The organism is Treponema sp. J25 (assembly GCF_004343725.1).
In the GTDB taxonomy this organism is placed as follows: domain Bacteria; phylum Spirochaetota; class Spirochaetia; order Treponematales; family Breznakiellaceae; genus J25.
The window spans coordinates 1-14743 of sequence record NZ_PTQW01000046.1; the positions used below are offsets into that span (position 1 = coordinate 1).

The 14743-nt window shown below is 45.9% G+C and carries 11 protein-coding genes; 5 read left to right on the forward strand and 6 right to left on the reverse strand.

Annotation, left to right across the window (positions count from 1 at the left end):
- Positions 1 to 731 (forward strand): hypothetical protein (locus C5O22_RS12255; RefSeq protein ID WP_207895384.1); only part of this gene is annotated, 731 nt, incomplete at its 5' end.
- Here the strand turns inward: C5O22_RS12255 and C5O22_RS12260 are convergent.
- Entirely contained in the window at positions 728 to 2482 is a 1755-nt protein-coding gene (locus C5O22_RS12260; protein WP_132782236.1) for a hypothetical protein, read from the reverse strand. The genes C5O22_RS12255 and C5O22_RS12260 overlap by 4 nt on opposite strands.
- A gap of 193 nt (positions 2483 to 2675) precedes the next feature.
- Between C5O22_RS12260 and C5O22_RS12265 the strand changes: the two genes are divergently transcribed.
- From C5O22_RS12265 to C5O22_RS12275, 3 genes are all read left to right on the forward strand, one after another.
- Positions 2676 to 4082 carry an NFACT RNA binding domain-containing protein gene (locus C5O22_RS12265; RefSeq protein WP_132782238.1) on the forward strand — a complete coding sequence of 469 codons (1407 nt, stop codon included), beginning with the start codon at positions 2676 to 2678 and terminating at the stop codon, positions 4080 to 4082.
- Between the two features lie 21 nt (positions 4083 to 4103).
- Positions 4104 to 6488 carry a hypothetical protein gene (locus C5O22_RS12270; protein ID WP_132782240.1) on the forward strand — a complete coding sequence of 795 codons (2385 nt, stop codon included), beginning with the start codon at positions 4104 to 4106 and terminating at the stop codon, positions 6486 to 6488.
- A gap of 75 nt (positions 6489 to 6563) precedes the next feature.
- Positions 6564 to 7148 (forward strand): DUF998 domain-containing protein, encoded by a 585-nt coding sequence (locus C5O22_RS12275; RefSeq protein WP_132782242.1) that lies wholly within the window; start codon positions 6564 to 6566, stop codon positions 7146 to 7148.
- Positions 7149 to 7202: 54 nt separating this feature from the next.
- Here C5O22_RS12275 and C5O22_RS12280 read toward each other — a convergent pair whose 3' ends face one another.
- The 5 genes from C5O22_RS12280 to C5O22_RS12300 are packed head-to-tail and all read right to left on the reverse strand — an operon-like array spanning position 7203 to position 13657.
- Positions 7203 to 8264 (reverse strand): hypothetical protein, encoded by a 1062-nt coding sequence (locus C5O22_RS12280; RefSeq protein WP_132782243.1) that lies wholly within the window; start codon positions 8262 to 8264, stop codon positions 7203 to 7205.
- Positions 8261 to 9547, reverse strand: a complete 1287-nt coding sequence (locus C5O22_RS12285) for a hypothetical protein (RefSeq protein ID WP_132782244.1) — start codon at positions 9545 to 9547, stop codon at positions 8261 to 8263. Before C5O22_RS12285 ends, C5O22_RS12280 begins: the two co-directional genes overlap by 4 nt.
- 41 nt (positions 9548 to 9588) lie before the next feature.
- Positions 9589 to 10635: a hypothetical protein gene (locus C5O22_RS12290; RefSeq protein ID WP_132782246.1), complete on the reverse strand. Its 1047-nt coding sequence runs from the start codon at positions 10633 to 10635 to the stop codon at positions 9589 to 9591.
- Entirely contained in the window at positions 10632 to 11885 is a 1254-nt protein-coding gene (locus C5O22_RS12295; protein ID WP_132782247.1) for a hypothetical protein, read from the reverse strand. Before C5O22_RS12295 ends, C5O22_RS12290 begins: the two co-directional genes overlap by 4 nt.
- A 2-nt stretch (positions 11886 to 11887) precedes the next feature.
- Positions 11888 to 13657, reverse strand: a complete 1770-nt coding sequence (locus tag C5O22_RS12300) for an adenylate/guanylate cyclase domain-containing protein (RefSeq protein WP_132782249.1) — start codon at positions 13655 to 13657, stop codon at positions 11888 to 11890.
- A gap of 108 nt (positions 13658 to 13765) precedes the next feature.
- Between C5O22_RS12300 and amrB the strand changes: the two genes are divergently transcribed.
- Positions 13766 to 14464, forward strand: a complete 699-nt coding sequence (amrB, locus tag C5O22_RS12305) for an AmmeMemoRadiSam system protein B (protein ID WP_132782252.1) — start codon at positions 13766 to 13768, stop codon at positions 14462 to 14464.
- Positions 14465 to 14743: the final 279 nt, after the last annotated feature.

A 14743-nucleotide genomic window follows, 5' to 3' on the forward strand; every position in this document is an offset into this window, starting at 1 on the left:
CAGTTCACTATGCTCTCCTATGGCACTACTTCGCAAATTACAAAAAAGAGGAAAATGCGTTTCGAAGTGATACAGAAAAGTGGTTTTCCATTACATGGAAGCAAATGGAAAATATCTGGCTTGTTCCTGACGAATTAAAACAAAATGAAAAACTGCAACGGGAACTATTTCATTACATCACAGGGCCACAAATGGGGCTCGATACAAGGCGTGGTTATCCCTATACCTGGCTTATAAACCATCTGGGAGATACAAGAAAACAGGTAAGCCCCCGCAGTTTTCTTACAGCAGTGCTACATGCATCAAAACAACCCAAAAAATCTGACTATCCTTATCCTATTCATTATGAAGCAATAAAAAAAGGTGTTCAGGAAGCTTCAAAAATTCGGGTAACAGAAATTGAAGAAGACTATCCCTGGGTACGAGAACTTTTAAAACCTTTAAAGGAATTATCAGTTCCATGTTTAATTACAGAAATAGAAAAAATCTGGAATAGAGAAGGTATTCTTAAAAAATGGGAAGAAAAGATAGTTAATAAAGAAAAACCAGACAATACATTAAAACTGCCGCCTCAACATCTTTCCGAAGGAGCCATGGGGGTTTTACAGGATTTGAAAAACCTTGGCCTTGTGGAATTTCTACCCCAAGCTCGGGTAAACATTCCGGATGTGTATCGAGTAGGATACGGAATGAAACGCCGTGGAGGTGTGAAACCGGCAGCTAAAAATTAATCTTCGTTAGATTGTACGTTAATCGCTGCGGCAACTTGGGTCATCAAAAAACGCACCACTGGCCCAATTTCTGCAAGGCTCCAGAAGCTGCCTGTCTCTACTCGGCTCTGACCAAGATAAAGGTAGCTACAAATTCCAGGGGCATCGTTTCCAAGATCTGGTAGAGTTTCAACTCCAGTCTCTCCAGACTGTTTCATCAACTTAAGAATCCTACCGATATTTAGATTCCATAAAATCTGGCTTCCCTTTGGAAACTGTGTGAGCATTTCCTGCACTGACTTAGAAGTAGCAAGTGTGGGAATCCCAATGGTTTTTTGGTTAACTAAACTGAATAACACATCTCCATTTGTATTCCCAAAAGAAAAGTAAAGATTATACTTAGTAGCTCTATAATTAAATACACATACTTGTGAAATTACTTCTGTTATTAACTTGGTCTGTTCAATCTCATCGGATGTCATATTGATGAGCCTATCACCTGGAATTTCCAGCCCAATAGTTACAGTATCAAAGGGTGAACTTTTATCTTGAGAATGGGGTTTATAGTTTAGTGAAACCCTATAAGGGTTGTCATAATCCTGGTTAAAATAGGCCTCATAGAAATTCTGAATAACCCCTTCCTCAAAGGCTCTTGCTAGTTCCTTTTCATACGCAAGGCCATCGGTCATTTCCATAACGCCAACGAGCTGGAATGATATTCCCTGAGCAAGACCTGCTACCAATTCAGGTATGGAAGTTTCAGAGCTAGAGGGCAAATCTAAACTTTTAAGATGTTCCGTATCATAGTCAAACCGAAATGAAATGGCACCCCGTGACCCAACTAATTTCATTGACCGATCAACAAATTGCTTATAGGACTCTATCTGATTCAGTTTATCGGGAAATAATTGTGCATACCAGTTTAACATGGCCTGCGTAAAGTCTCTGTTTTGTTGAGGGTCAAAATCATACATAAGATTAAAGATCCCATCCTGAGCGGTATATTTGAGAGTGGTTCGTAGATCCTTTCCCGGCTTAATTGCTTGTAACAACGCACCAATCCAGCCCTTTTCAGAGAAAGTACAAGTACTCTGCATCAGCAATCCCTTAGTATCTCCATGGATCGAAACACCAACCATCTGTAACTGATCAAGAATTTCAACCGCAACATTGGCTATTTTTTCACTAAACAACCTTTCCTGTGATGATTTTACATCCTCTTGTAAAGCTGCATACAATGAACTTTTTATTTGATCAACATTGATGTTAAGCTGTTTTTTCAGAGCATCCATATGGACAAAAATTGCCAGCCCATCATTCGCAAAACGGGAAAATGCACTCAAATCTAATGATGTTTGTACGGGGAAAACTGGCGGACTATATCCTGCAGGAATAAGCACCAGATAATTTTTATATAAAACTGGGGTTATATTATGTTTTGTAAAAGCTTGTTTTACGGTTTGTACGTCAAATTTCTTCGTAACGGGAATCATAAGCTGGTAATACATCCCCGATGCTGACTTTTCACCAAACCTAAAAAGACATCCTATAGGCTTAGACATATCAATCCAGGCAACATCCAGCATACCATCGGTCATATCTTTTAATGATGTTGCTAAGTCAGAAAGCCCCTTTCCTTGAGTAAGAGCATCTAAACCAAGGGGCTTCATAAAAGCATCGAGATTCGAAAGGAATCTGACGGTATTATCAATTTGTACAAAAAGGGCACTATCGCTGCCTACCATTTCTAAAATGGGATTTTTGGTCTTCACGCATGAAATATTTATCATACTAATCAAGAACATGAACCAAAAACTTATTTTTTCACCGTTTTAATCATAATTACTCCATACATGAAAACATCTGGGAAAATACCCTGCTAGAGAAAAGTATATGAGTTTTTAAATCCTATCAAGACATTACATGAATTTTCGTCTATAATAAAACTCTACATTTGGAGTGCCCATGTCCCTTAATTGGAAGGAAATAAATCTTGTTCTTACAGAATTAAACCTATCCGGTTCCCAGATCCAGCGGGTCGTACAAAGCGCCTATGATGTACTTGCCCTCCACCTTTACAAGGAAGGAAAGGCCACGCCCCTGCTCATCGCCCTCACACCGGGAGCATGCAGGCTCCATGCCACCTTTCGGGCTGTCCCAAAACCGGAAAAACCCCTGCGTTTTGCGGAGTTTTTAAAATCCCGCCTCGTAAATGGCTGGATAACCGAAGCGGTTCAATTGGGAACAGACCGTATTGTTCGAATCCTGGTGCAGCGAGGAGACTTACAGTACCGGATGTACCTCCGGCTCTGGTCCAATGCAGCTAATGTCATTGTTACCGATGAGACTGGAACCATACTGGACGTGATGCGCCGCAGTCCCCGGCGAGGTGAAATTACCGGCGGCCGCTATATCCCGGAGGAAGCCCCTCCTTCGCAGCCCCAGCGTGAATTCGAAATCCGCAGTTTTTCAGGCAATGGAACCTTTAACGAACAGCTCGATACCTACTACGCCGAACATGGGGGAGCCCTGTCCCTCGAAGCCCTCAGAGAACAGGTTCGTAAACTCTACGAAGGCCGCCTCGGGCGTCTTGCCGCTTCTCTGGAACGGCTCCGGGAAAAAGAAGCAGCCTACACAAAGGGAAATACCCTTAAAGAATATGGGGATATTTTGATGGCAAACCTTTATCAGATTCACCAGGGGGACCCATGGTTTGAGGGCATTAATTTCTATAATGACGAGAAGGTACGCATCAAACTGGATCCCCATAAAACTCCCCAGGCCAATGCCGAAGCCTACTATGACCAGTATCACAAAGCAAAAACAGGCCTTAAGGAAGTGGTTGATGAACTACAACGGGGTGAGGCAGAACAGAAACGGCTCGAAATTGAACTAGCCAAACTTATGGCAGAAGATAACCCCCTGAGGCTACACCGGGCATTGCAAAAGGAACGGCAGGTTCTGAAACCGGAAGACAAAAAGCGTCCCGGTCTCACTTTCCTCCGAAAAGGCTGGATGCTGATCGTGGGCCGGGATGCGACAGAAAACGATGATCTTCTCCGCCACTATGTGAAGGGTTCTGACCTCTGGCTCCATGCCCGGGATTACCCAGGATCCTATGTGTTTATCAAAGCCCGTCCCGGTAAAACCGTACCCCTGGATATACTGCTCGATGCGGGAAATCTTGCCCTCTTTTATTCCAAAGGTCGTAACAATGGCGAAGGGGATCTCTTTTATACACCGGTAAAGTACCTGAGAAGGGCAAAAAATGGTCCAAAAGGGATGGTACTACCTACACAAGAAAGAAACCTTCACATTATACTTGAAGAAAGCCGATTACAAGAGTTAGAGCAGTGTCGAAGCGATGTTTAGAACAAGGTGGGAAATAAAACTATGAAACAAAGTGGTCTACTAAAAAAGGCGGAAGAAAAGATGCATCATGAATTCCCAGAGACTGATACGACCACCGGGATTAGTCCAGAAGATCGGGCAGAAATTATTTCACAGATTGAGAAAATTACCCAACAAAACCGGCAACGATTTGACACATCCTCTTTTTTGGTCAAAGCCCAAAAGCAAGGATTTGTCTTTCCCCTGGTAGTGAATATGCTCATCATCGGGACCACAGCCTTTGGGCTCTATGGGCTTAATATGCTTTTTTCTCAGCGGACTACAGAAATTCAACAAACCGGAACAGTCCTCAGCAGTGCTGAAGGCAAACTTATCCAGGAAATAAAGAAAGAGGCCGAAGGGCAACTGGCCCGTAAAGATCAGGAAATTTCCGAATTCCAGGCTCGTCTGGCACAGCTCGAAAAAGCACAGGCTTCGCTCATTAGCACCTATGAAGAACGGCTTGCTCAAAAAGAAGCAGAATTTAGAGAACAAATAAAAAAGGAAGTGGAACAGGAACGGGAGCGACTACTGAAACAGGGGCTCTCAGAAGCGATAATACAGGAACGACTTAAAAAATTCGAAGCTGAACGAATTGCTTTTTATCAGAAACAAATTGATGAATTCAAAAAACAATTAGAACAGGAGCGGCTTGCGGCAGAAGCATCCTATGTAAAATTACGGAGGGAATATTCAAACAATATCGCCACACTAAATGCTGAACGACAACAAATACTGGAAGAGGCTCGTCAACGGGAACAACAGCTCCGTAGTAGCCTGGAACAAAAAAACCAGGAATTAGCCAGCACCGCAGCAAGGGTAAGTGCTAGTTTAGAAGAGGCAAAAAAAGAATTAGCCAGGATTGATGAGCAGCGCAGATTTGCAGCAACCGCAGAAGATCAGATTGCGGGGCTGTATCAGGCTATACAGACTAATTTTCAAAATCGCAAGTATGACGAAGCCTTAAAAAACATTACCAATATTAAAACCATACTGAACGACCCAGCCATATTCAGCCTATCTTCCATACAAAAACGGCGCAATGGCGACCTCTTTGCCCTGGACATAATTGGACAAATGGCCCGCTTAGAGGTTGAACGGAGTAGTATTGATACCAATCTCCTGCTTGCCCAGGCAGAAGCCCTGGCAGCGATCCGAGCCGCCATACAACAGGGCAGAACAGCGTTACAAAACAATGATTCTGCAAAGGCCGCCGCGGCATACCAGGAGGCTTTAAACCGAATTCCTGAAATAACTGAAGCCCATCAATACTTAATGAATCGAAATTTAGGCACCAAGGAACAGGGAATACAGGTAGCGCTACAAGCCCTTGGCAGAGCTGCAACAGCTCAAAAAAATAAGGATTATACCGCTGCTGGCATGGCCTATAGTGAAGCCTTGCAAGCCCTGGGACTTTCCCCAGAAGACAGTCTTCAGATCACCCAGGGTTTAACCTCATTGGCGGTAGATCAACAGCGAGCCAATGCAAGCACTGCGGAAACCAACGAAGCCCGAACCCTCATGCGCCGTGGCAACAATGCCTTAGATCAACGGAATTGGACAGAGGCAATAAGACACTTTGCCAATGTATTACGCCGTTATCCTAATGCAGAACAGATCAATTCTGCCATGGAAGGCATCGATACGGCAATACTCAATATGACCCGGGAAGCAGAACGGGTAAATACAGAAACAGCCCAAAAGATGCGTGAAATGGACAGTAAGATTGCATCCCTTACCTCGGATCTGGAAAAAACCATTACGGAGCTCAATAACTATAAATCCGGTTCAACTCCGAATATACAGGAAAAGGACCGTAAAATAGCAGAATTAGAACGACTTCTCGAGGAAGAACGGCAAAAGTCTAAGGCCCTGGCAGGTCAGGCTGGAACCCTTCCTGTGGGAACTTCAGGGACAGGGTCCACAGGAAGCGGAACCCAGACTGCCGGTGGAACCACTCAAACGCCCCTGGATCAGGACCTGCTACAACTTAAGCAGGAACATCAACGGCTTACCCAAATCGCTTCCCAATATGATGCCCTGAGCCAGGCATACAAGTCCTATCAGGGTGAGGAAGACCGTATCATTTCCCAGAGTGGAACCAATAGTCTTGTTGCAGCCCGATCTCAGTTCGATGCGTTCTTAACCAACCCTTCGGTTCAGCGGGTATTCCCGGATTTACGGGATCGAATTGTACGATACGAACGGGCCTATATCGAAGCAGGTCAGAAGGAAAGCCTTTATAATGCCATGACCATAGCAGATACGGCCTTTAAATTAAAGGACGAAACCAGCCGCAACCGCTATTTCCAGGATTTGAAGACCCGTTTTAAAGATAATGCTCCTATGTTGTCATATATCGATGCACTCCAGCGGGGCCTGCGTTAAACTATGGCGGTAAAACGTAATAAAAGTATCATTATTTCCTACAAGGCACTGCGAAGACTGATAGGGATACTCGGTATGGCATTACCGGTAGTCCTGATTATCGGTGGCTGGCTATTAGGGGGTAATGGAATCCTTGGTTCTATTAGCTCTTATTATCATAGCAACATGCAGGATGTCTTTGTGGGTATCCTCTGGGTTGTGGGCCTCTTTTTAATAAGCTATAAGGGCTATGATTGCCTTGATGACTGGGTTACCAATCTGTCTGGCATATTTGCCATCGGTGTAGCCCTGTTCCCCACCATTGCCAGGGATAACGACACGAGTCCCCTGGGGGTATTTCAGCTTCCGCCGGCTGTTTCAGGCACCTTACACCTTATATGGGCATTTCTGTTTTTTCTTTTATTAGCCTATAATTCCTATTTTCTATTTACTAAAACAGGAAGTAAAACACCGGGACCACAAAAGATTGCCCGGAACAGGATGTACCGCATTTGTGGCATTATCATTATTGCAAGCCTATCGGGCATTGTGCTGTACATGATGTTCCTCCAACAGACCATCCTGCGGCACTGGGCACCGGTGCTCATCCTGGAAACTATAGCCCTCTGGGCCTTTGGCCTTTCCTGGCTGGTAAAGGGCGAAACCCTTTTCAGAGACTAAGATTGCCGGGCCCTGGCGCCGGAAAGCGGCGGTTGTCTTTTTTCCCCCTACCCGCTACAGCTTGAGCTTGTATAAATCCGCCGTTGGGATTTCATAGATAGAAATGAGATAATCCCATGCATCGTCATTAGGTGCTGCTATTTGAAGGGTTCTTGTAAACACAGACACCCACCGGGAATTGACTGTATCATACCGCTCAAAGGAAAAATGGAGTGCACCAGTAGCTATGGCAAAATCGTAGGTACCATCCTTCTCGTATACATAGATACGATCTCCCGTGTCTGCCAGGAGCCGGCCATCGGTAAGGAGCCCCGTCATGGCCCGGTCCATGGGGAGCTGAATCGGCCCACCAGCTTCAAACCAGTAGTAGGTTACTGGGGTCCCATCCGCCAGGTACCCTGAAAGGTAAGCTCCATAGTCATTTTTTGCCGCAAAGGTAAAGGTTTCTGGCATTTTTGGGGGCAACTGATAATAATAGGTACCTTGTGTTGATTGCATATCATAATCAATTAATTTCACTTGTCCATTCGCATACGTAGCTACATAGAGATTTCCCACCTCTTGAGATACATCCCATGTTAGGGTAGCCCCCGCTCCCCAAAATTTTTCATCATCTGCTGTTGTTAATAAGGATTCAAATTCACCAGATAAGCTCATAGTTTTCCACCCTTTAATAGCAGGAAGGCTTACAAAAAAAGTCGTTGAGTCATTTGGGTGAGGGATAACCTGCAAACCTACATAAGATGATACAGGAATATTTTGCAGTTTTGTTATTCCCCCATTATTTAGAACTTGATCAAAAAAAGCATAGGAAATATTCAATGAACCTGATTCCTTTGTAATCCAAAAACCCTGGGAATAGGTTAATTTACCTGGTATATAATAACCGTTCCGGGCCTCATAGGGTAAAGAAACATTTACTTCCCAGATAGGGTCACCTAACTTACGGGCGCTCAGTAAACTTGCAGAAACCTCGGGGTCAAAGGGCGGGTGCCAGCAGGAAGTAAAAAAGACCAGTATGGTAAGGAGCTTTACAAGCAGAATAAATGGTGTTTTTACCATAACAAGTCCCTGGCCATGTTCATCATCTAACAAAAATTGGTAGTTTCTTTTCATAACCAGAACCTCACTCCCAACCTCAGGATGGGTATATCAAGATACCAGGAATCAGAAAATATAAATGTAGAAGGCGCCCGTACTTCCCCACCCCTACTTGCGGCGAGATACATACCGTCACAAAAGGGATAGAAGCGGAACCCAAGTTCAATAAAGGGTCGCAGTTTAGGTCCTATTGTATATTCAAGACCAGTCTGGGCTGAAAGAGCCATAAAGCTAATGGGATCAAGCTGTAAAAGGGATGTGTTAATCCTGAGAAAGATGGCGGTAGCGACATAGGGCCGTATAAAGGAAAGTGTATCTTTAAAATAATACCCTGCTTGAATTCCTGGTTCAAAAAGAGGTAATGAAACGATATAATTTGAATAATTACCAGAATAATTTAAATCTTCCTGGGTCGGAAAATATAATCCAATCCAGTATTGCTGAAAACCCAGTCCCAGCCAAAAAGAATCCCCGATATGACGCTGTATCCATAGATCACCAAACTGCCCCATAAGGGCTCCACTTTCAAAATACCAGGGACTTTGAGCAGGTTGTTCCAATTGCAGGACCGATGGGCTGTCAAGCAGGGTAAGGACCCCTGAACGGGCTTCGTAACCCGAAGCAAAGGCCCTGTATCGGTACGTACCGGGAATCTCTACAGTTATAGTAGCTTCACCGGTGTTATCAAGTTGTATTGGAGCCTTGGTAAAACCAAACAGCTTGCTTCCTGGAACACCTCGAATGGTAAGGCGGCCGGCCCTCCGCTGGGCTTCGAGGGTGTCCATGGCCGCCGCCAAGGAAAGCCAGAAGGTGTTCTGAAGCTCTTCTTGGGTGGGGGTCTCTGCAGAGAAAGTGGCGGCCATGATCTCCTGGGCCGACAGCACCCGGAACACCCGGTAGTGGATGTCAAAAGAACCTTCGCGGGAAGCAACCTCTGATTCAGGTTTTCCGGGTGCGGTCCTGGTTACATAAAGCACAAAGCCCATGTCCTTAAGGCTGGCCCAGCGGAGGGCCTCGGCAATGACCTTAGGGGCTGTACTCTGAGGAACCGGTTCAGGCCAGAGATAAACTTCCCGAACCCGCTCCAGTTTTCCCAGGGAATATATCAAGGATGCCGCCCAGGACGATTCTATTGCATCAGAGCATAGAACTACAAAGGATCGGAGGGATACTGGCTCTATCGGTCCAAGGGCCAAGGGAACCGAGGGATCCTGGGCAAAAAGAGGTAATATCGGTAAAACCACCAGGAGCCCCAATAAAAAGCCCTTAAACCAACCCAGGAATATATTTTTTGCCAAACGATGCAGTATACGAGCTAAACAGGTTTGTCGTGTCATACCTACCACCAGGGCCGAAGGAGCGCTATGGTGCCCTTTTGCTCATCGTAAAGGAGCCAACGGCTCCCATCGGGGGCAAAGCTGATTCTGCCACGAAACTCATTAGGCAAAGGGAAGCGGTCCAGTTCGGTATTGTCCCGATCCAGGGCAAAGCGGCCAAGACCTTTTCTATCGTCATTAAACTGTACAATGTAGCCAGCAGAAGTAATACAGGCCCCCTCTTCTTTGGAAACCGGGACCTCAAGAATCTGTTGAGCGTTTTCTCCAATATATTTAGCACTAATAAAATCAATTGTAAATTGAGCAAGAACGTCCCAGCGAAGAATATAGCCCTTCTTGGTATACCTGTTATTAAGGGCCATATAGATCCTGGTCCCATCGTAGTAAAGATCTAGGAGACTGAATTGAGAAGCAGGCTGATTGTCAAAAAAGGCTCCTTGCGCGTAGAGTATTGAGAAAGACCAATTATCATTATAAATCGATAATGCAATATCATTTTCACGCATCTCACAGAGATACGCAGCTGTTGCAGGAAGTGGATAAAGACTAAAACCGGTTTGGCTAAAATAGGGGGGGTTATTAGTACCTGGATCGAAAACATTCAGTGTCAACGCAACAGGATCAATTCTGATAACATGTTGATCCTCATAGGCCGTAGCAATATAGCCATTCATATCGAGCATTGCAAATTTGCCTATAGCTGGTAATTTGGTAAAAGCCTTAATAACCGAAAGATCTGAACTGTCGAGGAGTACTATGGCGGGAGGTCCTGAAATTTGGTGAAGTCCCAGAACAATATAGGTTTTCTGAATCGCCGGTACCGGAATAAACTGCAGGAACCCCACGGTTGCCGATGCAGAAAGGCCTGCGGCTTTTGTAATACTAGTAAGATCCTTTACTGCCTGGGCTTGACTCACATAGGCTGGGAAATAATCCTCTTTAAATAACTCGCAGGAAACAATACCAAAAATAATCAGACTTAGTATCAAAAAACCTGCAAGAACGTAGTTTTTGCAATGCCTCCCTTTAAAAAGTATTTGTTTCATCATTTAAAAAGCACTCCTATTAGGAAAAAGGGCCCCCCATTGGGGGCTTCGACCCAGCCCTGGGATAGAAAGCCTGAACCGGTTGCATAGGGAAGCCGAAATTCAGTAAAAAGAGCCCAGTGGGGGAAGTGATACTCGAGGCTGAACCAGATCGGGTCCAAAAGCATATCCAGGTTAGCCGATACAGATCCTTCTTCTAGCCCTGGCAGGTAGCTTATAATCCCTGAACCACCGGTCCCGATGGCAAGGCGCAGTGCTGAATCCACCGGGTCTTGCAGGTAAAGCCCCATACCGAAGCGCAGTTCATCATGCCAGAAAGGAACTGATCCTGGAGTAAAATTATATCCCGCCCAGAAGGAATTATCAAAACGGAAAAAGAGCCGGTCAGGAAAAGGATAATAACGATAGAAATAGGTAGCCCCTAACAAACGGCCCCGACCTGTTCCTACGCCCCAAACATGTACCGATTGCTTTTGCAGAGCCGGAAGCTTTATTGTTTTTGAGGTAACCCCCTTGGGGAGTATAATAGATCGGGGCCAGAACCCCTCTTTGTATAGGGTAATAAAAAGCGGTTGATCTTGAGGAAATGGAAGGTAACGTCCTTCCAGCGTTCCTCTTTCTAGAGTACCCGCAAGAACGCCCGTCTTTGCAGGACCATACCAAACCTCTATACCATCCTGAGGCCCCGTAAACAATTGGGAATATTCAGCCAAATTAACCACCTCTGGATCTGCCGCAATAGCGGTCAGCCAGGCCTGTACCACCCTGCGGCAGGAATCATCGAGGGATGGCAGGGCAGAAAGGCCCGGAAAGGTAGAAAAACTGTCGCTTGCCCGGAGGGCCTCCCGTTTTGTATCATAGGCACCGATGGTCCAGGAAAGGCTCCGATCAGACAGGGTAAGATTAAGTATAAATACCCATCGAAGGGCCCGTTCCTTCCCGTAGGTAAGGGCCAGCTCTGAGGGTTTATCGGTTAAGGAAGCAAGCTGCAGGTTATCCACCGTGGGGTATCCTGCCTCATTCAGGGCAGAACGGAGGCTCTGAATCAGGTAGGTCATGAATTGGGCTGCATCAGAACGAGGTGTTTCCGAATTGTTTTGAGACCAGAGCATCAGCACTGTCCGTTCATCAACCTGAAGCGCAGCCTGCCCCTTGAGCTCCTGAGCAGATTGTTCCTGAGCAAAAAGACGAAAGGAGCCTGCCGCCAGGAGAAATAGGAGACCAAAAAACCGGCGCGGAGGAATACCCTTCATTATCATTTCTCCGTTATTACCTCTACCCCATCCCATTCAGCGGGGGGAGGATTTTTGGCATATCGCTGACACCGTTCCAGGTATTGCCGGGAGATGTCGTCTTCGGGCAATATAGTAAGTATTTTTTCAAAGAGTTCTGCCGACCGGGTAAAGGACCGGCGGTAATAAAGATTCACCGCCTCCTCATGAATCTTCCAGGCCTCTGCTTCGGCTTTGGTCAGTTCCCTGCGGGCGGTCAGGATGGGCACCCCCTGGGTCTTACCCTTAACCGCCACCTTATCTACCATGCGGCAGGGAATCTTGCCTTGTATGTGTTCATAGACATATTCAGAAAAAAGAATAGGTTGATGATAATACTTGGTGAGGCCTTCGAGCCGGGATGCCAGGTTCACCGTGTCGCCGATAACGGTGTAGTTCATTTTTTTGTCACAGCCAATATTACCCACCGTAACAATACCATAATTGATGCCCACACCGATTTTAAATTCCGGCCCGCCGGTACGTTTCTGTTCATCATTAAAAATGGTGAGGGCTTCGGTCATTTCAAGGCCTGCCAGCACCGAATCGAAGGCGTCATGACCATGGCTGACCGGGGCCCCAAAGACCGCCATAATAGCATCGCCTATGTACTTATCTACCATACCATTCCGGGCAACAATCACATCGACCATAATAGAAAAATAGCGGTTCAGGGCGTTGACCAGCGCATCGGGAGCCATCTTTTCAGAGATGGTGGTAAAACTGCGGATATCAGAAAAGAGGATTGCCACATCCCGGTTATTTCCCACAAGCATTTTATCAGGATTGGTAAAGACCTCATCGATCACGTCTTTAGGAACATAGAGCTGGAAAATGTTGCGGATCCGGGTCTCCCGTTTCTGGGCCACCACCGCCTCAAAGGCATATTTCTTAATCTGGTTATAAGCCCGGTCCAGTTCTTCCAGCATAAGGTTAAAGGTATGGGAGAGCTGGCCGATTTCATCCTTATAAAGCACCGGCACCCGTTCAGAGAGGTTATTGGACTCAATGATATGGCGCATGACCTCGACAACCTTTTCGATAGGTCTTGTCAGGTAACCGGTCAAGAGAAGGAGGAACAGTATACTGATGAGGGTCGCCCCAGCCAGAATGTAGAGGGTTGTCTGGGCGATGGTTTCAACATCACCAAAAAAGGCCTGCCGCTGTTCGGATACAAAGACCTGCCAGCCAAAGGGGGCAAAGGGAAAGGTAACAGCAACCCGTTCGATGCCCCCCAATTTCATAGTGATGAATCCCCGCTGGCCTGTAGGCACAGTCTGCTGAAGTAATGCTACCTCGGCGGTGAGATCCACTGGGTTTGCAGCCCCTGCTGCTGAGCCTGACTGCTGATTGCCGCCCCCTTGCAGATTACCGGCGGCTTGCGGTACCCCCCCTTCCAAGGTCCCTCGAGAGCTGCCCAACGGGAGAGATCCCACCTGGAGAGCAAGTTTGCCATCCCTATCGATAGCAAAGATTGCCTCGGTAGAACTGCGCATAATATTGCGGCCAAAGGATTCTACCGCCGCCTGAGCTGCCTGTTCCATATCCGATCGGCCAACAAAGCCGTTATCCACCAGGAGATTCCACTGACTGTTAGCATAGGTCTCCAGTTCCTCTGCCTTAAAAGTTAAAAAATCCACCGCGAGCTGGGTTACCGCAGAAGCGGCAGAAAAATAGGAAGAAACACCAACAAGCACCACAGAGGCAATTAAAAGCGGTATAACAACAATTATAATTTTAAGGCGGATACTCATAAAAACAGTATATCCTGTAATAATTAAGATTTCAAAGAGGTTTTGAAAAAAAGCATCTGGTTGACTGGTCTACTTGCAAATATGTAGAGTACAACCTAAAATAAGAACATGCAATATCAAAATACCAGTCCTGCCGAATACCATCGAAGCCGAAGTCCCGTTATGGCAGGGATGTTTTACCCTGATACAGATGCCGCTCTTCGAATTGCTTTGAACCGGTATTATGAAATCAGTGGCATGCAGGGATCCGAAACGAGAACCGACTGTAATCCCCTTGGTATTATCGTACCCCATGCAGCATGGGAGCTTTCTGGTCTTCTCTTGGGTCGTGCCTTTTCCTTGGTTAGAAAACGTCCTATAGAACAGGTTGTTTTATTAGGCCCTCTCCATGCCAGTACCCAGGAAGGGATCTATGTAAGCGAATCAGACAGTTTTGAGACCCCTATAGGAGATCTCTGGGTTCATAAGAATAAGGTTGATGAGTTTCTCTCCTGTAGTACCATTTTTGAACTGAATGATATACCTCACCTCTCTGAACATTCCCTTGAGGTAGTTCTTCCCTGGATAGCCGATGCATTTCCCCAGGTTTCAATCATTCCCATACTTATCGGCACCTCACGAACAAATCATATCCATGCCCTGAGCCGAGCTCTGGAATTGTGTTTTTCTGATGAATTGGACAAAACCCTTTTTATCGCCACCACTAATGTTTCGGCCCATTATGATAATGACGAAGCCTTTGAGCAGGGCCGCCGATTCTTGGAACTTGTACAGACAGGTGACGGGGCACAACTGATAGGAAACTGATAGGAACTGTCATTTCGGGATTTTTGCGGTTTTGGGTCAAAATTCGGTTTTTTCCCCGAACTATGACTTTTTACAGATTTTTGCGGTTTTGGGTCAAAATTCGGTTTTTTCCCCGAACTATGACTTTTTACAGCCCGAACAACTGATCCAATCACAATTAACAACTGATCCAATCACAATTTTTCGGCAACGCCGACTGGGCGAAGTATAATCCCAGTCAGTTTGTGCCGTCAAGCCCTGATTCGCGCGAATCTGACAAAGTTCCAAGGTATACCTCCC